Annotated in this window: 21 protein-coding genes; 6 read left to right on the top strand and 15 right to left on the bottom strand. The window is 47.5% G+C overall.

What is annotated here, in order from left to right:
* Window positions 1-6: 6 nt before the first annotated feature.
* The 11 genes from leuB to ICE94_RS07665 all read right to left on the bottom strand — a co-directional run bounded on the left by leuB (window position 7) and on the right by ICE94_RS07665 (window position 9,179).
* Window positions 7-1,074 carry a 3-isopropylmalate dehydrogenase gene (leuB, locus tag ICE94_RS07715; RefSeq protein WP_216150550.1) on the bottom strand — a complete coding sequence of 356 codons (1,068 nt, stop codon included), beginning with the start codon at window positions 1,072-1,074 and terminating at the stop codon, window positions 7-9.
* 24 nt (window positions 1,075-1,098) lie between these two features.
* Window positions 1,099-1,746, bottom strand: coding sequence for a 3-isopropylmalate dehydratase small subunit (gene leuD, locus ICE94_RS07710; RefSeq protein WP_216150548.1), 648 nt, complete (start codon window positions 1,744-1,746; stop codon window positions 1,099-1,101).
* A 3-nt stretch (window positions 1,747-1,749) separates the two neighbouring features.
* Window positions 1,750-1,935 (bottom strand): entericidin, encoded by a 186-nt coding sequence (locus ICE94_RS07705; RefSeq protein ID WP_216150545.1) that lies wholly within the window; start codon window positions 1,933-1,935, stop codon window positions 1,750-1,752.
* Between the two features lie 37 nt (window positions 1,936-1,972).
* Window positions 1,973-3,385, bottom strand: a complete 1,413-nt coding sequence (gene leuC / locus ICE94_RS07700; protein WP_216150543.1) for a 3-isopropylmalate dehydratase large subunit — start codon at window positions 3,383-3,385, stop codon at window positions 1,973-1,975.
* A gap of 21 nt (window positions 3,386-3,406) precedes the next feature.
* On the bottom strand, window positions 3,407-4,717 hold the full coding sequence (gene gltA, locus ICE94_RS07695) for a citrate synthase (protein WP_216150540.1): 1,311 nt from the start codon (window positions 4,715-4,717) through the stop codon (window positions 3,407-3,409).
* 78 nt (window positions 4,718-4,795) lie between these two features.
* Window positions 4,796-5,062 (bottom strand): succinate dehydrogenase assembly factor 2, encoded by a 267-nt coding sequence (locus tag ICE94_RS07690; protein ID WP_216150538.1) that lies wholly within the window; start codon window positions 5,060-5,062, stop codon window positions 4,796-4,798.
* Window positions 5,062-5,769 carry a succinate dehydrogenase iron-sulfur subunit gene (locus tag ICE94_RS07685; RefSeq protein WP_216150536.1) on the bottom strand — a complete coding sequence of 236 codons (708 nt, stop codon included), beginning with the start codon at window positions 5,767-5,769 and terminating at the stop codon, window positions 5,062-5,064. Before ICE94_RS07685 ends, ICE94_RS07690 begins: the two co-directional genes overlap by 1 nt.
* A gap of 17 nt (window positions 5,770-5,786) precedes the next feature.
* Complete coding sequence (sdhA, locus tag ICE94_RS07680) at window positions 5,787-7,565, bottom strand: succinate dehydrogenase flavoprotein subunit (RefSeq protein ID WP_216150534.1); 1,779 nt, start codon at window positions 7,563-7,565, stop codon at window positions 5,787-5,789.
* Between the two features lie 3 nt (window positions 7,566-7,568).
* Complete coding sequence (gene sdhD, locus ICE94_RS07675) at window positions 7,569-7,931, bottom strand: succinate dehydrogenase, hydrophobic membrane anchor protein (protein WP_216150532.1); 363 nt, start codon at window positions 7,929-7,931, stop codon at window positions 7,569-7,571.
* A gap of 9 nt (window positions 7,932-7,940) precedes the next feature.
* Window positions 7,941-8,327, bottom strand: coding sequence for a succinate dehydrogenase, cytochrome b556 subunit (gene sdhC, locus ICE94_RS07670; protein ID WP_216150530.1), 387 nt, complete (start codon window positions 8,325-8,327; stop codon window positions 7,941-7,943).
* Window positions 8,328-8,450: 123 nt separating this feature from the next.
* Window positions 8,451-9,179, bottom strand: a complete 729-nt coding sequence (locus ICE94_RS07665) for a GntR family transcriptional regulator (RefSeq protein WP_255539114.1) — start codon at window positions 9,177-9,179, stop codon at window positions 8,451-8,453.
* A 159-nt stretch (window positions 9,180-9,338) separates the two neighbouring features.
* Between ICE94_RS07665 and ICE94_RS07660 the strand changes: the two genes are divergently transcribed.
* The 4 genes from ICE94_RS07660 to ICE94_RS07645 all read left to right on the top strand — a co-directional run bounded on the left by ICE94_RS07660 (window position 9,339) and on the right by ICE94_RS07645 (window position 12,896).
* Window positions 9,339-10,325, top strand: coding sequence for a malate dehydrogenase (locus ICE94_RS07660; RefSeq protein ID WP_216150526.1), 987 nt, complete (start codon window positions 9,339-9,341; stop codon window positions 10,323-10,325).
* Between the two features lie 3 nt (window positions 10,326-10,328).
* A complete protein-coding gene (locus ICE94_RS07655) occupies window positions 10,329-11,300 on the top strand; it encodes a CoA ester lyase (protein WP_216150524.1) in 972 nt (323 codons plus the stop codon).
* Window positions 11,301-11,399: 99 nt separating this feature from the next.
* Window positions 11,400-11,594, top strand: coding sequence for a hypothetical protein (locus ICE94_RS07650; RefSeq protein ID WP_216150522.1), 195 nt, complete (start codon window positions 11,400-11,402; stop codon window positions 11,592-11,594).
* Between the two features lie 90 nt (window positions 11,595-11,684).
* Window positions 11,685-12,896 carry a DUF2863 family protein gene (locus tag ICE94_RS07645; RefSeq protein WP_216150520.1) on the top strand — a complete coding sequence of 404 codons (1,212 nt, stop codon included), beginning with the start codon at window positions 11,685-11,687 and terminating at the stop codon, window positions 12,894-12,896.
* Here ICE94_RS07645 and ICE94_RS07640 read toward each other — a convergent pair.
* Window positions 12,890-13,540 carry a heme-binding protein gene (locus ICE94_RS07640; protein ID WP_216150518.1) on the bottom strand — a complete coding sequence of 217 codons (651 nt, stop codon included), beginning with the start codon at window positions 13,538-13,540 and terminating at the stop codon, window positions 12,890-12,892. The two genes, ICE94_RS07645 and ICE94_RS07640, sit on opposite strands and share 7 nt — an antisense overlap.
* Window positions 13,537-14,319 carry a peroxide stress protein YaaA gene (gene yaaA / locus ICE94_RS07635; protein ID WP_216150516.1) on the bottom strand — a complete coding sequence of 261 codons (783 nt, stop codon included), beginning with the start codon at window positions 14,317-14,319 and terminating at the stop codon, window positions 13,537-13,539. Before yaaA ends, ICE94_RS07640 begins: the two co-directional genes overlap by 4 nt.
* A gap of 53 nt (window positions 14,320-14,372) precedes the next feature.
* On the opposite strand from yaaA, the gene ICE94_RS07630 reads away from it, so the two are divergent.
* Window positions 14,373-15,551: a methionine aminotransferase gene (locus tag ICE94_RS07630; protein WP_216150508.1), complete on the top strand. Its 1,179-nt coding sequence runs from the start codon at window positions 14,373-14,375 to the stop codon at window positions 15,549-15,551.
* Between the two features lie 22 nt (window positions 15,552-15,573).
* Window positions 15,574-16,281 (top strand): glutathione binding-like protein, encoded by a 708-nt coding sequence (locus ICE94_RS07625; protein WP_216151049.1) that lies wholly within the window; start codon window positions 15,574-15,576, stop codon window positions 16,279-16,281.
* A gap of 5 nt (window positions 16,282-16,286) precedes the next feature.
* Here the strand turns inward: ICE94_RS07625 and ICE94_RS07620 are convergent, their stop codons facing one another.
* Together ICE94_RS07620 and purU are read right to left on the bottom strand one after the other, a co-directional pair.
* On the bottom strand, window positions 16,287-16,931 hold the full coding sequence (locus ICE94_RS07620; protein WP_216150506.1) for a DedA family protein: 645 nt from the start codon (window positions 16,929-16,931) through the stop codon (window positions 16,287-16,289).
* A 12-nt stretch (window positions 16,932-16,943) separates the two neighbouring features.
* Entirely contained in the window at window positions 16,944-17,810 is an 867-nt protein-coding gene (purU, locus tag ICE94_RS07615; protein WP_216150504.1) for a formyltetrahydrofolate deformylase, read from the bottom strand.
* Window positions 17,811-17,865: the final 55 nt, after the last annotated feature.

Raw genomic sequence — 17,865 nt, 5'->3', positions numbered from 1 at the left:
GCTATCTTACAGAGCTTTAAGTACGGCTTCACCCATTTCTTGGGTGCCAACGAGCTTACAACCCTCTGTTTTAATATCGCCTGTACGATAACCAGCGGCTAAAACCTTCTGCACTGCTGCCTCAATACGATCAGCCTGCTCCGCCTTACCCAAGGAATAACGCAACATCATGGCTGCTGACAAAATCGTCGCCAAGGGGTTGGCAATGCCTTGACCTGCGATATCAGGGGCAGATCCATGGCTAGGCTCATACAAGCCCTTATTGTTTTTATCCAAAGAGGCTGAAGGCAACATGCCAATCGACCCTGTGAGCATCGCAGCTTCATCTGAGAGAATGTCACCAAATAAATTACCCGTCACCACCACATCAAATGCCTTCGGCGCTTTGACTAATTGCATGGCAGCGTTATCCACATACATATGGCTCAATTCCACATCAGGATAATCTTTTGCCACACGGGTCAAAACCTCTTTCCACAACTGCGAGGTTTCTAAAACGTTCGCTTTATCAACACTACAGACACGCTTGTGACGTTTGCGAGCCGCCTCAAACGCTACATGAGCAATACGCTCGACTTCAGGCTCGCTGTAGCGCATGGTGTCAAAGCCTTCACGGGCACCTGGGAAAAGACCGTCAGTCGCCGTGCGTATGCCCTTCGGGCTACCGAAGTAAATGTCACCATTTAACTCGCGGACGATCAATATATTTAAACCAGCCACAATCTCAGGCTTTAAGCTCGAAGCCGCTGTGAGTTCGGGATAGCAAATCGCTGGGCGCAAATTGGCAAAAAGACTCAGGTGTTTACGCAGGCCCAAAATAGCCTGTTCAGGCCTTAACTCACGAGCCAGAGTGTCGTATTTCCAGTCACCGACGGCACCAAACAAAATGGCATCCGCTTCTTTGGCCAGCTTCAAGGTCTCCTCTGGCAAAGGATGGCCTTTAGCCTCATACCCTGCACCACCGACTGGTGCCGTTTCCATTTCAAAAGATTCACCCAAAGCATTTAAAACCTTGACTGCTTGAGCAACAATTTCAGGACCAATGCCATCACCCGGCAATACCGCAATTTTCATAAGAGCCTTAAAACGAATTGAGAATTAGGGTAGCTTCGTACCCAGCCAAGGCATACGCATTAGACGCTCTGCCTCGTAAGACTTGATTTTATCCTTGTAGCGCAAGGTCAAGCCAATATCGTCTAAACCGTTCAATAAACAATACTTTCTAAACGGAGCGATATCAAAACTGTAGGTCCGGTTATCCGGCGCAATCACCAACTGCTGCTCAAGGTCAATCGTTAATTGATAACCGTTAAACGCATAGGTTTCATTAAATAAATGATCGACTTGCTGCGCACTTAAAACGATAGGCAACAAACCATTCTTGTAGCAGTTGTTAAAAAAGATATCAGCAAAACTTGGCGCGATGATGGCTCTAAAACCATACTGCTCAAGCGCCCATGGCGCATGCTCACGCGAACTCCCGCAGCCAAAGTTTTGGCGCGCCAAAAGAATACTAGATCCCTGGTAACGGGCTTGATTCAACACAAAGTCTGGGTTCACGGGGCGCGTAGAGCAATCTTGACCTGGCTCACCGTGATCGAGGTAGCGCCATTCATCAAAGAGATTTTGACCAAAGCCAGTCCGTTTGATCGATTTTAGGAATTGCTTTGGAATGATGGCATCCGTATCGACGTTCTCACGATCGAGCGGGGCTACCAAGCCTTGATGAATGGTGAACTTTTGCATAAATTACTTAACCGGTGTAACCGTCACTCCAGAATTTGTATCCGCAGGCTTTTTCTCCTGCTTTTTCTCTTCTTTAGTAAATGCACTACCCAAGTATTGCAAATCTTCGCCAAGACCTGCAATGGTGTTACAAGCTGATAAGCTCACAGCGATAGCTGCTAGGCTGACCCATTTTGCGATTGCTTTCATCATTGTCTCCATTACTTTTTAGATTTCACATCCGTGATTAAGCGATCTTACGAACATCAACAAAATGCCCTTCCAAGGCTGCTGCTGCTGCCATGGCCGGACTGACTAAATGAGTACGTCCACCATTACCTTGGCGGCCCTCAAAGTTTCTATTAGAAGTCGAGGCACAACGCTCGCCGGGCTCTAAACGATCAGCGTTCATGGCTAGGCACATAGAACAACCGGGCTCACGCCACTCAAAACCAGCCGCCTTAAAAATACGATCCAAGCCTTCCTTCTCGGCTTGTTCTTTGACTAAACCAGATCCCGGCACTACCATCGCCAAGCGCACATTAGGAGCTACTTTTTTAGCAATACGCTCAACGACTTTAGCAGCTGCACGGATATCTTCAATACGGCTATTGGTACATGAACCAATAAATACCTTATCGATCTGAATGGCTTTGATCGGCGTATTCGGTATCAAGGCCATGTACTGCAATGCACGCTCCATGGCATTACGCTTGACGGGGTCTTTTTCTTTTTCAGGATCGGGGACTCTGCCATCAATACCAGTGACCATCTCGGGTGATGTACCCCATGTCACTTGCGGCAGAATTTCCTCGGCACGTAACTCAACCACACGATCAAATTGTGCCCCCACATCGGAATGCAAACCACGCCAATATTGCAAAGCTTGCGCCCATGACTGCTCATCTTGCGGGGCATACGGGCGATTTTTTACGTATTGAATCGTTGTCTCATCGACAGCCACTAGACCCGCACGAGCGCCTGCTTCAATGGCCATATTACAGATGGTCATACGACCTTCCATGCTGAGATTGCGAATCGCATCTCCAGCAAACTCAATGGTATATCCCGTACCACCGGCTGTACCAATCTTGCCAATCACAGCGAGGACGATATCTTTAGCTGTGCAGCCGATCGGTAACTGACCATCGACTTTGACCAACATATTTTTGCTCTTTTTCATGAGCAAAGTCTGAGTGGCCAAAACGTGCTCCACTTCAGAAGTACCAATACCAAAAGCTAAAGCACCAAAAGCACCATGCGTGCTCGTGTGCGAATCACCACAGACCACTGTCATGCCTGGCAAAGTCGCACCCTGCTCAGGCCCAATGACGTGCACGATACCCTGGCGTTTATCGTGCATCTTGTATTGGGTAATACCAAAGTGATCGCAATTTTGATCCAAGGTATCAATCTGCAACTTGGACACCGGGTCTTTAATGCCTGCACTACGATCGGTAGTCGGTACATTGTGATCAGAAACAGCTAAGTTCGCGGAGTTGCGCCATACAGGACGTTGCGCAATATTCAACCCCTCAAAAGCCTGAGGGCTAGTTACCTCATGCAATAAGTGACGATCAATGTACAACACGGTGGTGCCGTCATCTTCAACGTGCACCACATGATCATCCCAGAGCTTGTCATAAAGTGTTCTAGCCATCGAAAGCTTTACTCCTCTCAATTAACGCTTTGCCAAGGGAGTCACCGAACGAGTTGGGCTACCCACAAATAACTGACGTGGACGGCCAATCTTGTACTCAGCATCCGTGATCATCTCTTCCCACTGAGAAATCCAACCTACTGTACGTGCCAAAGCAAAGATACAAGTGAACATTTCTGTAGGGATACCCAAGGCGCGCTGCACAATACCTGAATAGAAATCAACGTTCGGGTACAACTTGCGCGAAACGAAGTACTCATCTTCCAAAGCAATCTTCTCAAGCGTCATAGCTAACTTAAACAATGGGTCATTTTCCAAGCCCAACTCTTTGAGAACCTCATGACAGGTTTCACGCATCAACTTAGCGCGTGGGTCAAAGTTTTTGTAAACGCGGTGACCAAAGCCCATCAAACGAACACCTGAGTTCTTATCTTTCACTTTAGCGATGAAGTCATTGATTTTCTCAACACCACCCATCGCTTGAATTTCCTCAAGCATCTGTAAGCAGGCTTCGTTAGCACCACCGTGCGCAGGGCCCCACAAGCAAGCCACACCAGCAGCAATCGCGGCAAATGGATTGGTACCTGAAGAACCGGCTAAACGAACTGTTGATGTTGAGGCATTTTGCTCATGGTCAGCGTGCAAGATGAAAATGCGATCCAAAGCGCGCACCAAGACGTCATTGACCTTGTACTCTTCACAAGGAGTGGCAAACATCATCTGCATGAAGTTCGCGGTATATGACAAATCATTCTTTGGATAGACAAAAGGTTGACCCACAGAATACTTATAGGCCATTGCCACCAAAGTTGGCATCTTCGCAATCAAGCGAATCTGCGCGATTTCGCGCTGGTGGGCATCGTTGATGTCTAAACCATCATGGTAGAAGGCAGCCATCGCACCGACCAAACCTGTCAATACAGCCATTGGGTGTGCGTCACGGCGGAAGCCTCTTAAGAAAAACTGCATTTGCTCGTGAACCATCGTGTGGTGCATCACGAGATCATCGAATTCTTTCTTTTGCTTTGCATTCGGCAATTCGCCTTTGAGCAATAAATAGCAAGACTCTAGGAAATCACAGTTCGTGGCCAAATCTTGAATCTGGTAACCACGATAGAGCAACTCACCCTTATCGCCATCAATGTATGTAATCTTTGAATTACAAGAAGCAGTCGACATAAAACCTGGGTCATAGGTGAATTTACCCGTCTGACCATAGAGTTTACGAATGTCGATCACATCAGGACCTACCGTACCTTTATAGATAGGCAACTCAATGGCTGGTGTGCCATCGGAGAAGGATAGTGTGGCTTTATCGTTCGAAGCGTTCATTTCTATTTCCCTTATTACGCGTTATAGGTCTTGATATACAAGCAAGTTTCATTCCTGATTTTTTATTTTCCCGAAGATTTATGACATCTTTGGGGGTCTTAGCATGGCCAGGACACGCAAGACCTCTTCTGTCGCAAGATCTCCCTCCGGTTCCTTACGACGCAAAAGCAGATCCATCAAATCGTTATCGCTTAAATCTAATAAGCGATACAGAGGATCTAGATCCGCTTCCTTTAGATCTTTCTCATGGCGCTCAAAAAAGCGCTCAATGATCAAATCATTTTCCAACAGACCCCGGCGCGCACGCCAACGCAAAAGCGACAGGGTCTCATTTGCCAGGGCCATTAAACAGCTCGGCGAACCATCAATTCCTTGATCTTACCAATCGCCTTAGTGGGGTTCAAACCTTTCGGACAAACATCCACACAGTTCATTATGGTATGACAACGGAATAAACGATAAGGATCTTCTAGATTATCCAAGCGCTCACTCGTGACTTGGTCACGGCTATCTGCAATAAAGCGATAGGCTTGTAATAAACCTGCCGGTCCAACAAATTTATCCGGGTTCCACCAGAAAGATGGGCAAGAGGTTGAGCATGAGGCACACAAGATGCATTCATATAAACCATCTAACTCTTCACGCTCTTCAGGAGACTGCAAGCGCTCCTTCTCTGGCGGTGGCGTGTCATTGACCAAGTACGGACGAATCGAATGATATTGCTTAAAGAATTGCGTCATATCAACAATCAAATCACGCACCACAGGCAATCCTGGCAAAGGACGCAAGGTAATCTTCTTTGGCAAGGTGAGCATATTGGTCAAACATGCCAAGCCATTTTTACCATTGATATTCATAGCATCAGAGCCACAAACACCCTCGCGGCATGAACGGCGGAAAGATAAAGTTTCATCGAGCTTCTTGAGCTTGACCAAAGCATCTAACAACATGCGCTCTGAACCATCGAGTTCCACCTCGTAGGTTTGCATGCGTGGCGCTGCATCCTTTTCAGGATCGTAGCGATAAACTTCAAAAATACGTGTATTGCTCATAGTTATCCTCAGTACTCTTAGAAGGTACGAACCTTAGGTGGAATAGATTCAACGGTTAACGGCGTCATCTTGACCGGTTTGTAATCGAGACGATTGCCTTCGCTAAACCAGAGTGTGTGCTTCATCCAGTTTTGATCATCACGGTTAGGATGATCATTGTGGGCGTGCGCACCACGGCTCTCACGGCGAGCGGCAGCGGAAACCATCGTAGCATTAGCCGCCTCCACCAAGTTAGCCAACTCCAAAGCCTCAACACGAGCAGTGTTAAAGACCTTCGACTTGTCTTTGAGGTGAATGCTCTTAGCGCGCTCAGTGATTTCATTCATCTTCGCAACACCGCTGTCCATCAAGTCTTGTGTACGGAATACGCCACAATGCTTTTGCATCGTGTTGCGGATATCGTTAGCCACATCTTGTGTGTACTCACCCGATGCTGAACTATCCAACTTAGCCAAACGTGCCAAGGTGCGATCAGCCGCATCAGCTGGTAATGGCTTATGTTCTTTTTGCTTAAGCGCTGTTGTAATCACATGGTTACCTGCAGCACGACCAAAGACCAAGAGGTCTAGGAGTGAGTTCGTACCTAAACGGTTAGCACCGTGGACCGATACGCAAGAGCACTCACCCATGGCATAGAAGCCATTGACGATATCGTTCGGGTTACCATTTTTCGGAGCCACCACTTGACCATGAATATTGGTCGGTATACCGCCCATCTGATAGTGAATGGTAGGCACGACAGGAATAGGCTCCTTAGTGACATCAACGTTCGCGAAGTTAATACCAATCTCGTAAACGGATGGTAAACGCTTGTGAATCGTTTCAGCACCAATGTGCGTCAAATCAAGAACCACGTAGTCTCCATTAGGACCACAACCACGGCCTTCTTTAATCTCTTGGTCCATCGAACGAGAGACGAAATCACGTGGCGCCAAATCCTTCAGGGTCGGTGCATAACGCTCCATGAAACGCTCACCGTGCTTATTACGCAAGATGCCGCCTTCACCACGACAACCTTCAGTTAAAAGAACACCGGCACCAGCCACACCTGTGGGGTGGAATTGCCAGAATTCCATATCTTCTAATGGGATACCGGCACGCGCGGCCATACCCATACCGTCACCAGTATTGATAAAGGCATTCGTAGAGGCAGCCCAAATACGGCCTGCCCCACCGGTTGCAAACATGGTGCACTTGGCTTCCAAAATATGAATCTCGCCAGTTTCCATTTCTAATGCGGTGACACCCACAACATCACCCTCTTGATCACGGATGATGTCTAAAGCCATCCACTCGACAAAGAAGTGAGTCTTGGCGCGTACGTTACGCTGATAAAGGGTGTGCAAGAGTGCGTGACCAGTACGGTCTGCTGCCGCACAGGCACGCTGCACTGCTTTTTCACCATAGTTGGCTGTGTGACCCCCAAAAGGACGCTGATAAATCGTGCCATCCGGATTACGGTCAAACGGCATACCAAAGTGCTCTAACTCATAGACGACTTTCGGTGCTTCACGACACATGAATTCGATCGCATCTTGGTCACCGAGCCAATCAGAACCTTTAACGGTATCAAAGAAGTGGTAATGCCAATTGTCATCACTCATATTACCGAGTGATGCACCAATACCGCCCTGCGCTGCCACAGTGTGTGAGCGGGTTGGGAATACCTTGGACAACACGGCAACGTTCAAACCTGCCTCTGCAAGTTGTAACGAAGCACGCATACCTGCGCCACCGGCGCCCACGATTACGACGTCAAAACGACGGCGTGGCAATGATGTCTTAATGGCCGTCATGCCTTACACCCTCCAAAGAATTTGCGCGGCATAACCGATAGAACCGATCAACCACAATGCTGTTAATACTTGTAATGTCAAACGTACACCGACGGGTTTGATGTAATCCATCCAGATGTCACGAACACCGACCCAAGCGTGGTACAGAAGACTCAAAATAGCCAAGAAAGTAATGATCTTCATCCATTGGTTGGCAAATAAACCAGCCCAACCTTCATAGGTGGCATCACTCATTAAGAAAGCCACTAATAAGATCACCGTGAAAACAATCATGATCACAGCAGTAATACGCTGCAATAACCAATCTTTAAGACCGTAATGCGCGCCAACGACAAGGCGCTTAGGTCCGACATTATTGTTCGCCATGCTCACTCCTTAAAACAAACCAAACAGCTTGGCAGCAAATACCGCTGTCAACGCTAAGCTAACGACCAAAACACCCACGGCAGACTTCGCAGACGCTGGCTTGCTAATCCCCATATGCAAATCGAGGAGCAAGAAACGAATACCCGCACAGAAATGATGCAAATATGCCCAAATCAGAGCCAAAACCACGAGCTTGATGAAAGGATGCGCTAGTACCGTTTTAAAGGTCACAAAGCTGATTTCTGAGGTAACACTTTTGTCAAAAAGATACAGCACAAAAGGAATCAGTAAGAACATAAGAGCACCACTCACACGGTGCAGGATGGAGACTTTACCAGCCCAAGGCAGGCGGTATTTCATCAAGTCAAAGACGTGAATATTTCTAAACTCTGGCATTTATTTCCTCACTATTTTTTTGCACACTGCAAAACTTCTCGATTTTATCTCTTAATTAACTTTCCACAGTCTGACACTATGAAAAATTGATGAATTTAATCTGTTACTTACCTCCAACGCAGCCTAATTAAGCTCATTGTGATAGTGGTGCTCACGGGTTTGGTAAACCGCACGTCTGACTTCCACCGGTTTTTCGCCATATGTATAAGACACACGCTCGACTGATAGCAGTGGCGAGCCCTCAGCAATACCTAAGGCAGCAGCCGACTCGGGCGTGGCAGCCACGGCTCGAATCTTTTCTTCTGCACGCACCATATGCGTGGCAAATTCTGTCTCGAACAAGGCATACATAGGGCCACGCCAGTTCTTCAATGTTTCAGCGGTGAGGCCCTTAAAAGTGGCTCCTGGCAACCAAATTTCTTCTAAAACAATGGCTTGCTCTGAGAAAAATAAAATTCTCTCGATCTCAATCACGGCATCCCCAGTCTTGAGATCCAATAATTTGGCTATTTCAGCGGGTGCGCGCAAGCGTTTACAGTCCAAAATCTGACTTTTAGGGTAATGCGGCTCCCCCTCATCAGGCATCAGGCGTAAAAAACGGAAATGAACACGGTCTTCGTGATGGGTGGCTACAAAAGTGCCCTTCCCCTGGCGTCTAACAAGCAAGTTTTCGCTCGCCAACTCATCAATCGCCTTGCGAACGGTACCTTGACTGACTTTATAGCGAACCGCCAGCTCGTTTTCACTAGGAATCATCTCCCCTGGCTTCCATTCGCCAGTCTGCAAACTACCCAAAATAAGACCTTTGATCTGCTGATAAAGGGGGCTAAAGGTGGCTACCGTGTCCGTCATGGCCTCCATTTCATCACATGGAGGGAATTTCGTCTAGATATCTTATGTCTTATATAAGAGTATTTGACAGAAATACTCCCAAAGTCCTAAACTTTGTACGATTTGCGTCAGGAGAGGGGCGCAAGATTACAACTTTCTAATTTATCTCGGAGCATATAAATGGCAAAAGCACCCTTGCGCGTCGCCGTCACAGGCGCAGCCGGTCAAATCGGTTACTCACTCCTATTCCGCATCGCGAACGGCGATATGTTGGGCAAAGATCAACCTGTGATTCTCCAATTATTGGAAATCCCTGATGAAAAAGCTCAAAAAGCCTTGCAAGGCGTGATGATGGAGATCGATGATTGCGCTTTCCCATTGCTCGCAGGCATGACTGCTCATAGCGACCCTATGACCGCCTTTAAAGATATTGACTACGCAGTTCTCGTCGGCGCACGTCCACGTGGCCCTGGTATGGAGCGTAAAGACCTCTTGTCAGCGAACGCTCAGATTTTTACTGCCCAAGGTAAGGCCTTGAATGCTGTAGCTAAGCGTACTGTGAAGACTTTGGTTGTGGGTAATCCAGCGAATACGAATGCGTATATCGCGATGAAATCAGCACCCGATTTGCCAGCGAAGAATTTCACAGCGATGTTGCGTTTGGATCACAACCGCGCTTTGTCTCAACTCGCTGCCAAAACTGGTAAGCCAGTTTCAGAAATCGAAAAACTCGTCGTTTGGGGTAACCACAGCCCAACTATGTACGCAGACTATCGCTTTGCCACGATCGGCGGTCAATCTGTTAAACAGATGATCAATGACGATGACTGGAACAAGAACACTTTCTTGCCTACAGTGGGTAAGCGCGGTGCCGCCATTATTGAAGCACGTGGTTTATCTTCTGCCGCTTCAGCAGCCAATGCTGCGATTGATCACATCCGTGACTGGCACTTAGGTACACAGGGTAAGTGGGTCACAATGGGTATCCCTTCTGATGGCTCTTACGGCATTCCAAACGAAGTGATGTATGGCTACCCAGTGACTTGTGAAAACGGCGAGTACAAGATTGTTCAAGGTCTTGAAATTGATGCCTTCTCACGTGAGCGCATGGACTTCACTCTCAAAGAATTGCTCGAAGAGCAAGACGGTGTTAAACACCTCCTGTAATTGATGCATCCACAGACTGTGCTGTTCCAAGGTGAGGCCCCATTGCGGGCCTTACCTGTTTGTGATCACTACGCAGGCACTGAAGTGCGTATGCGTAAAGCCTTGGCTTTGCAAAAAGACTTAGGGCCAGTGTTTGATATCACGCTCGATTGTGAAGATGGTGCACCTGTTGGCCAAGAATCTGAGCATGCCGCTCTGGTGGTCGATGTCCTGCATAGCCCCGACCATATTCATGGGCGTGTCGGTGTGCGTATCCACGATCCGAGTCATCCTTGCTGGCTCAGCGATATCCAAACCATTCTCAGCTTGGCTGGCAAACAAGTCGCTTTCATCATGATTCCGAAAGTCAGCGGTGTTGCACAAACTCAAATGGTGCTTGATGCGATCAATCAAGCCAGTCAGCACGCCGGTCTTACACAGCGTATTCCTGTACAGGTTCTGATTGAAACGCATAGCGCCTTGCGCGAAGTCTTCGAACTAGCTGCCCTGCCCCAAGTCGAATCATTGAGCTTTGGACTGATGGATTTTGTCTCTGCCCATCACGGCGCTATCCCGAGTGACGCGATGGACCGCGGTCAATTTGACCACCCACTCATCGCACGTGCGATGCTCGAAATTTCTGCCGCCTGTCACGCCTTTGGCAAAGTTCCTGCGCACAATGTGTGCACGAACTTTAAAGATGAAGCCATTATTCGTAGTGATTGTTTGCGCGCTAAAAATGAGTTTGGCTATACCCGTAAATGGAGTATTCATCCGAATCAGATTCCTATTATTGTTGCAGCACTCACACCGAGCAATGATGAAATCGAAACAGCTTGGGCAATTATTCATGCAGCCATGACTGCCGATTGGGGACCCATACAAATGAATGGCGTCTTGCATGACCGTGCAAGCTATCGTTACTACTGGACAGTCTTACAAAAAGCATCAGCAGCGGGTTTAAAACTTCCTGAAGCTGCGAAAAAACTCTTCTAGTCAGCTTAGCGCAAGGTTTCGCGCAATTTAAGCGTTACATTATCGCTATAAGAATAAAAATACAAAATCACTTAACTGATCTATTTTTAGGGAATTAATATGAGCAATAAAGCAATTTTTATTACAGTCGCAATTTTGATTGGTGCCGCAGGCTATTTACTCTTTAAGAGCGATGGCGATATCGATATGGGTGGCGAAAAGCATGGTGCTGAAGCTCAGCATATTCAAGAAGCCAAAGAGCACAAAGACGGTAATAAAGCTCCTGAAGCTCCAAAAGCTGCACCAGCGAAGTAATTTTCATTTCGCACTCGCCTAGGGAAAACTAGGCTTAAAAATAAACGCCTGATGTCTTGTGATATCGGGCGTTTTGCTTAGAATGTCTCTATGCCTAAATTTCGTGCGAAAAATCCCCCACGCATCTCTCCTGAAGCTGAACGCTTAATTGCTGATGCCCTATCGCTTGCCGCCTCAGGAAGTCGCGTCGAAGATATCTACTGGGAAGCTCGCATACTCGAGCGTCTCATCAAACTCTTACACGCCCAAAATCAAAATGCGATTGATAGTGCGCTGGAGCAAACGCTCAAAATTAATCCGATTGCCTATGATGCTCTCGCTGAAAATGCAGAAACGCTCGCAGAGTCCATGACTCTGGAGTTCAATGGGCAAACTTGGGACGCCCTACTCTTAGCCATCCCAATAGTGGCGCATACGCGCTACAACATCCCATCTGGCAAATTATCTGCAAACTCCATCACCGCCATGGGCAATCTCCTGCATGAGGCGATTATTGCTGACGGCAGTCGTATTGCGCTGATCCCATGGCTCTATAGTATTGATCAGATGCCACACTCCCACTGTCAAACACGTCAGTTACTCGAACAATTGGCAGCAGCGGCCATTGGTGGCGGTGAAATCAAAATGGAATTACGTAATATGCCAGAGACCATTCCTGTTTTGGCAGACCCGCGCTATGTGGTGGGCGTGGTCGCCTCGCCCGCAGGTCAAGCATTATTTCGTTGGCAAGAAGATGGTCCACGCCGTCAAGAACGCAGTGTGGCACTCACTCAATGGCAAAGCGGTATTGCAGAGACGATTGCTGCCTTCTTACCGGGTTGCGAATTTGAATTAGCCTTACCCGAAGCTTATTTCACGAACTGTCGCGAATCCGATCGTAAAGTACGCCCCTTAAGCATTGTCGCTGCCATCAATTATTTAGAGTCTGTGCTCAATGTTTCTCGCAAACAATTGACTGTGATTGTGGCAGGGTTTGGTGAAGAAGAATGCGATGAATATCGCATTGGCTTTGGCCTGAAGGGTCAAAAAGAAATTCTGTATGGCGTAGTCTGGCCCCTCTATGATCGTGAAATGGTGAGTAACGATGCCTTAAGCGACGTTTCTATCGAAGATAGTCCCATACGTGAAATTTACGACACCCTGAAGGCGGCGGGCATCGAAGATCATTTCCGCCACAGCACGCTGTTTGCGCCTGAGATGTGCGAAGACTGTGGTGTGCCGATGTTTGCCGACCGTAGTGGCGAGATTGTCCATGCAGAAATGCCCGAAGACCTACCCGCCCAAGAACCTCTATTTCATTGACGTGTAATCGGTAACCACACCTCATTACGACGCCAAAAAGGCAATGTCCAAGGTGGGTTATAGCGTGATAGCTGTGGCTCACCCGCAGTGCGCCAACCTTGTTGCTGTATCCAAGTCCGAAGACGTTCTGTCTGCTTTTGATAATCAGCTTCACTGACCCAACCTGAAAAGGTCACAACAGCCACTTCACGCTCAGCGAGCTTCTGAATCTCGATATTTGGATTTTTAGGGCGCGGTAAGTTTTCTAGCGTGAACTGTCTGGGCATCACAAAAGCCAGCTTCCAGAGGGCCTCCTTCGAGCTCTGCCCGGGGCCGGACTCAGTTTGTACAATCACAGGCGCTGTCATGGCAATCTTGCTCGAGACATCTTCGATGACTACCGGAGCAGTCATGGCAATTTTTTGTGCTTCTTTTTTAATAGGGTCTTCATTAGCCCCAAAGATGAAGTCAGCCACTTGTCGAAAACCACGATTAGAGGCGGTACTCAAATCACCACTGACAGTCACTTGCGCAATCAGCATCGGACTATAGCGGCGTAATTGAAAATCCTCTTGAGCAAGTACTAGCTCGTAGCGTGGTTCTTCAATCGCCATTACATGCGAACTGATCAAAATCAGACATGCTAAAGCGTAGCGTAAGATCATCGTGCTGCCGCTTCTGGACGTCTAAATACTGGCTGATGGGGTTTACTTTCTTTAGGTGCATAGCGATAACCTTCGTAATTGAAGTCAAGCAAACCCTCGGGTTTATCAATTTTTTCGTCGATGATAAAACGCGTCATCAAACCACGCGCACGCTTGGCATAAAAGGAAATAATCTTGTACTTACCTGCTTTTTCGTCCTGAAACACTGGGGCTATCACGGGATGCTCTAGTGCCGCGACATCGACCGCTTTGAAATACTCATCAGAAGCCAAATTAATGAGATATTTAGATCGATGACTGTCTAGGCTGGCCTTGAGATGTTGAGCCAACTTCTTCCCCCAAAATGCATAGAGATCCTTGCCAGCGGTGTTTTTAAGAGCCGTTCCCATTTCTAGGCGGTAGGCCTGCATCCAATCTAAAGGTCTTAAGACCCCATAGAGTCCTGACAAAATCCGCACATGCTCTTGTGCGTAATCCAACTGCTTTTTAGTCAGAGTATTGGCATTCAGGCCTTCGTAGACATCCCCATTAAAGGCCAGTAATGCTTGCTTACTATTTTTATCGGTAAAGGTTTTAGACCAATCACCGTAACGCGCCACATTGAGGGCCGCCAATTTATCTGAGAGATCCATCAACTCCGCAATTTCTTGCAAAGACATTTTCTTTAAGATAGCAATCAATTGCGCAGCTTCTTTGACAAAATCAGGCAGGGTATGCGCCTGCGTCACTGCAGGCGTGTCATAGTCGAGGCTTTTAGCGGGCGAAAGTACGATCAACATGGCAGAATATGTGTTCAGTAAATAATCACCATCATAACCGGTCAAAACGAACTATGCTTTCGACCAAATTACCTAAAGTCGGCACTACCATCTTTACCGTGATGTCTGCTTTGGCACAAAAACATCAAGCGATTAATTTAGGTCAAGGCTTTCCAGATTTTCCCTGCGATCGGCGTTTGACCGATGCCCTCTATCAAGCGTCTTTAGCTGGCCACAATCAATATCCGCCCATGGCAGGCATTCTGCCTTTGCGCGTAGCCATTAGCGAAAAACTAGCGCAGCTCTATGGTCATAGCTATGAGCCCGATACAGAAATCACGGTGACTGCAGGCGGCACACAAGGCCTATTCACAGTCGTGGCTGCCTGTGTGCGACCAGGCGATGAAGTGATTGTGATTGAGCCTGTCTATGACTCGTATATCCCAGCGATTGAAGCGGTGGGCGGCACAGCTATTCGAGTGGCGATGGAGCTGCGTCAAGGCCCTGATGGTCTTAGCCAATCTTATGAGTTACCGTGGGCAGCACTGCAGGCTGCGATCAGTCCTGCCACCCGAATGATCATGATTAATTCGCCCCATAATCCCACGGGTATGGTTTGGACTCGTGCAGATTTAGAGCGCTTAGCGAGTCTAGTACGCAACACATCGATCCTCATCTGTAGTGATGAAGTGTATGAGCATATGGTTTACGATGGTCAACACCACCATAGCGTAGCTTGCCACCCAGAACTGGCTCAAAGAAGTTTTTTAATTTCTAGTTTTGGTAAAACCTATCATGTCACAGGCTGGAAAATTGGCTTCGTGGCTGCGCCTCATGAACTCTCGCTAGAGTTTCGCAAAGTTCATCAGTTCAATGTCTTTACCGTACACACCCCCACGCAGCATGCCATCTACGCCTATATGCAAGACCCCGGCCCTTATTTGGAACTCGCTGATTTTTATCAAGCCAAACGCGATTTGTTTCGTCAAGGGCTTGCCAGTACCGGCTTAAAACTATTACCCGCACCAGGCACCTACTTTCAGTGTGTGAACTATCGCCAGCTGCAAATAGCCCAAGCTGAACTCACAGAATCAGACTTTTGTCGTTGGCTCACACAAACAGTCGGTGTCGCAGCTATTCCAGTGAGCGCTTTTTATGAAGACAAAACCGAATCAGGTATTGTGCGTTTTTGCTATGCTAAACAAAACACTACTTTGCAAGCGGCACTAGAACGCTTACAAGTCTTACAATAAATCAGGAGACCTCATGAAAAAGATGATCGATGTTTATAGCTGGGCTACGCCTAATGGCCACAAAGTACACATCATGATGGAGGAATGTGGCTATCGCCTAGGTCAAGATTGGCTCGCGCACCCGATTGATATTGGCGCGGGCGATCAATTTAAGCCTGACTTTTTGAAGATCAGCCCCAATAATAAAATCCCCGCCTTGGTCGACCCTCAGGGCCCCGATGGCAAACCAATTTCCGTGTTTGAGTCCGGCGCCATCTTAGTTTATCTCGCGAGTAAAACCGGTTTATTCATGCCACGCTCAGACCGAGATAAATTCAATGTCTTGCAATGGCTGATGTTCCAAATGGGTGGCTTTGGTCCGATGCTCGGACAAACACACCACTTCCGCATTTATGCGCCTGAAAAAATTCAATATGCGATTGATCGTTATACCAATGAAACGCGACGTCTGTATGGTGTGATCGACAAACAATTGTCTAAAACTGCCTATATTGCTGGCAAGCAGTACACCATTGCGGATATTGCAATCTTTCCTTGGACCCGCTCCTGGAAAAACCAAGGTCTAACACTCGAAGAGTTTCCGCACGTTCTACGTTGGCATGAAGAAATTGCTGCAAGACCGGCGGTGATGCGCGGGGTTGAGGTACTGACCAATTTACGTAAGCCCCTCTTAGACGATAAGGCGCGTGAAAATCTCTACGGTAAGACTCAATACCAACAGCGTAAGTAGCACATCTACTTGGCTTGACGTTTTTCGAGAAGAGTTTTTATAAAAACCCAAACTGCCGGCAAGCCAGGAATGATGATCATCGCTAAAGCAACGATAGAGAAGTTTTGCTTGACCCAAGGGTGCTCACCTAAGAGGTAGCCCAGGGTGGTCAAGCTACCCACCCAGATGACGCCACCGAGAACGTTATAAGTGGCAAATTTAGGGTAAGACATATGCGCCACGCCTGCGACAAAAGGCGCAAAAGTCCGAATGAAGGGCAAAAAGCGCCCAATCACAATCGTGATCGGACCATGTTTTTCATAAAAGGCATGAGTCTTATCAAAGGCATCTCGATTAAAAAAACGTGAGTTTTCCCATGCAAATACGCGCGGTCCAAACCAACGGCCGACCGAGTAGTTGACGGCATCACCCAAAATCGCCGCAATAATCAGCAAGATAATCAGTAAAGGCAAACTCATGCCGCCTACTGCAGCGATCGCACCCGCTACAAAGAGCAAGGAGTCCCCAGGTAAAAATGGCATGACCACCAACCCGGTCTCTACAAAAATGATGGCAAACAACAGTGCATACACCCAAGGACCCCAAGCTTGTACCACTGCTGCGAGGTGTTTATCGAGGTGTAAAAACAAATCAATCAGATTGAATTCCATAAATGATGTCTCTTATTGAAAGACCACAGTACTTTGACCATTGAGCAAAATCCGATGCTCAGCATGCCAACGCACCGCTTTTGCTAATGCCATACACTCCACGTCACGACCAATGGCCGCCAATTGTTCGGGATCCATCGTGTGATCCACGCGTGCCACCCCCTGCTCAATAATGGGGCCCTCATCCAAATCAGCAGTAACGTAATGGGCAGTCGCACCGATTAACTTCACCCCGCGTTGGTGTGCTTGTAGATACGGACGCGCGCCTTTGAAACTAGGCAAGAAGGAATGATGAATATTAATGACGCGACCTGATAATCGCTCACACAAATCATTGGACAGAATTTGCATATAGCGCGCCAGTACGACTAAATCAATCGCTTGCTCTTCTATCAAATTCAGTAAAAATGCTTCTTGCTCACTTTTACGGGGATCGGATTGATCACTCAAGGGTAAACAGTAAAAAGGAATTTGATAACTCTCTACCAAAGGCTTGAAGTCTTCATGATTGGAAACAACCGCTGCGATATCTATGGGTAATTGTTGGCTTTGGGCGCGAAACAAGAGATCGTTTAAACAATGCCCTAACTTAGAGACCATAATCAAAACGCGCGGCTTGACTGCATCACTAAAAAACTCTGCTTGCATGGCTTTTTCTTGGGCAATACTCTGAAAGTCTCGCTCTAAGTTCTGCAGGTCCAGTTTTGCTTGAGCTGCCTCAAAATGTACACGCATAAAAAAACGGCCTGTAAAACGGTCACTGAATTGGGCGGAGTCGATGATATTGGCGCCCTTCTGAAATAAGAATTGGCTGACCGCATAAACAATGCCCGGTTGATCCGGGCACACAATCTTAAGAATGAATCCTGCGTTCTTCATGCCCCCATTATCCATGAAGGCTCAACCAGAATTGAAAATTACCGAGCCGATTCAG

The sequence above is a fragment of the Polynucleobacter sp. MWH-Loch1C5 genome (assembly GCF_018881775.1).
GTDB lineage: Bacteria > Pseudomonadota > Gammaproteobacteria > Burkholderiales > Burkholderiaceae > Polynucleobacter.
This window is presented reverse-complemented; position numbering and strand designations above follow the sequence as displayed.

Bases quoted from the DNA above. Each gene is read 5' to 3' on its own strand.
- leuD (WP_216150548.1), bottom strand. From the start codon at position 1,746: ATGCAAAAGTTCACCATTCATCAAGGCTTGGTAGCCCCGCTCGATCGT.
- ICE94_RS07650 (WP_216150522.1), top strand. From the start codon at position 11,400: ATGAGCAATAAAGCAATTTTTATTACAGTCGCAATTTTGATTGGTGCC.
- ICE94_RS07655 (WP_216150524.1), top strand. From the start codon at position 10,329: ATGCATCCACAGACTGTGCTGTTCCAAGGTGAGGCCCCATTGCGGGCC.
- yaaA (WP_216150516.1), bottom strand. From the start codon at position 14,319: ATGTTGATCGTACTTTCGCCCGCTAAAAGCCTCGACTATGACACGCCT.
- sdhA (WP_216150534.1), bottom strand. From the start codon at position 7,565: ATGACGGCCATTAAGACATCATTGCCACGCCGTCGTTTTGACGTCGTA.
- ICE94_RS07620 (WP_216150506.1), bottom strand. From the start codon at position 16,931: ATGGAATTCAATCTGATTGATTTGTTTTTACACCTCGATAAACACCTC.
- ICE94_RS07690 (WP_216150538.1), bottom strand. From the start codon at position 5,062: ATGGCCCTGGCAAATGAGACCCTGTCGCTTTTGCGTTGGCGTGCGCGC.
- leuC (WP_216150543.1), bottom strand. From the start codon at position 3,385: ATGGCTAGAACACTTTATGACAAGCTCTGGGATGATCATGTGGTGCAC.
- ICE94_RS07630 (WP_216150508.1), top strand. From the start codon at position 14,373: ATGCTTTCGACCAAATTACCTAAAGTCGGCACTACCATCTTTACCGTG.
- ICE94_RS07660 (WP_216150526.1), top strand. From the start codon at position 9,339: ATGGCAAAAGCACCCTTGCGCGTCGCCGTCACAGGCGCAGCCGGTCAA.
- ICE94_RS07640 (WP_216150518.1), bottom strand. From the start codon at position 13,540: ATGATCTTACGCTACGCTTTAGCATGTCTGATTTTGATCAGTTCGCAT.
- ICE94_RS07705 (WP_216150545.1), bottom strand. From the start codon at position 1,935: ATGAAAGCAATCGCAAAATGGGTCAGCCTAGCAGCTATCGCTGTGAGC.
- leuB (WP_216150550.1), bottom strand. From the start codon at position 1,074: ATGAAAATTGCGGTATTGCCGGGTGATGGCATTGGTCCTGAAATTGTT.
- sdhC (WP_216150530.1), bottom strand. From the start codon at position 8,327: ATGCCAGAGTTTAGAAATATTCACGTCTTTGACTTGATGAAATACCGC.
- ICE94_RS07685 (WP_216150536.1), bottom strand. From the start codon at position 5,769: ATGAGCAATACACGTATTTTTGAAGTTTATCGCTACGATCCTGAAAAG.
- ICE94_RS07665 (WP_255539114.1), bottom strand. From the start codon at position 9,179: ATGACGGACACGGTAGCCACCTTTAGCCCCCTTTATCAGCAGATCAAA.
- ICE94_RS07625 (WP_216151049.1), top strand. From the start codon at position 15,574: ATGATCGATGTTTATAGCTGGGCTACGCCTAATGGCCACAAAGTACAC.
- purU (WP_216150504.1), bottom strand. From the start codon at position 17,810: ATGAAGAACGCAGGATTCATTCTTAAGATTGTGTGCCCGGATCAACCG.
- gltA (WP_216150540.1), bottom strand. From the start codon at position 4,717: ATGAACGCTTCGAACGATAAAGCCACACTATCCTTCTCCGATGGCACA.
- ICE94_RS07645 (WP_216150520.1), top strand. From the start codon at position 11,685: ATGCCTAAATTTCGTGCGAAAAATCCCCCACGCATCTCTCCTGAAGCT.
- sdhD (WP_216150532.1), bottom strand. From the start codon at position 7,931: ATGGCGAACAATAATGTCGGACCTAAGCGCCTTGTCGTTGGCGCGCAT.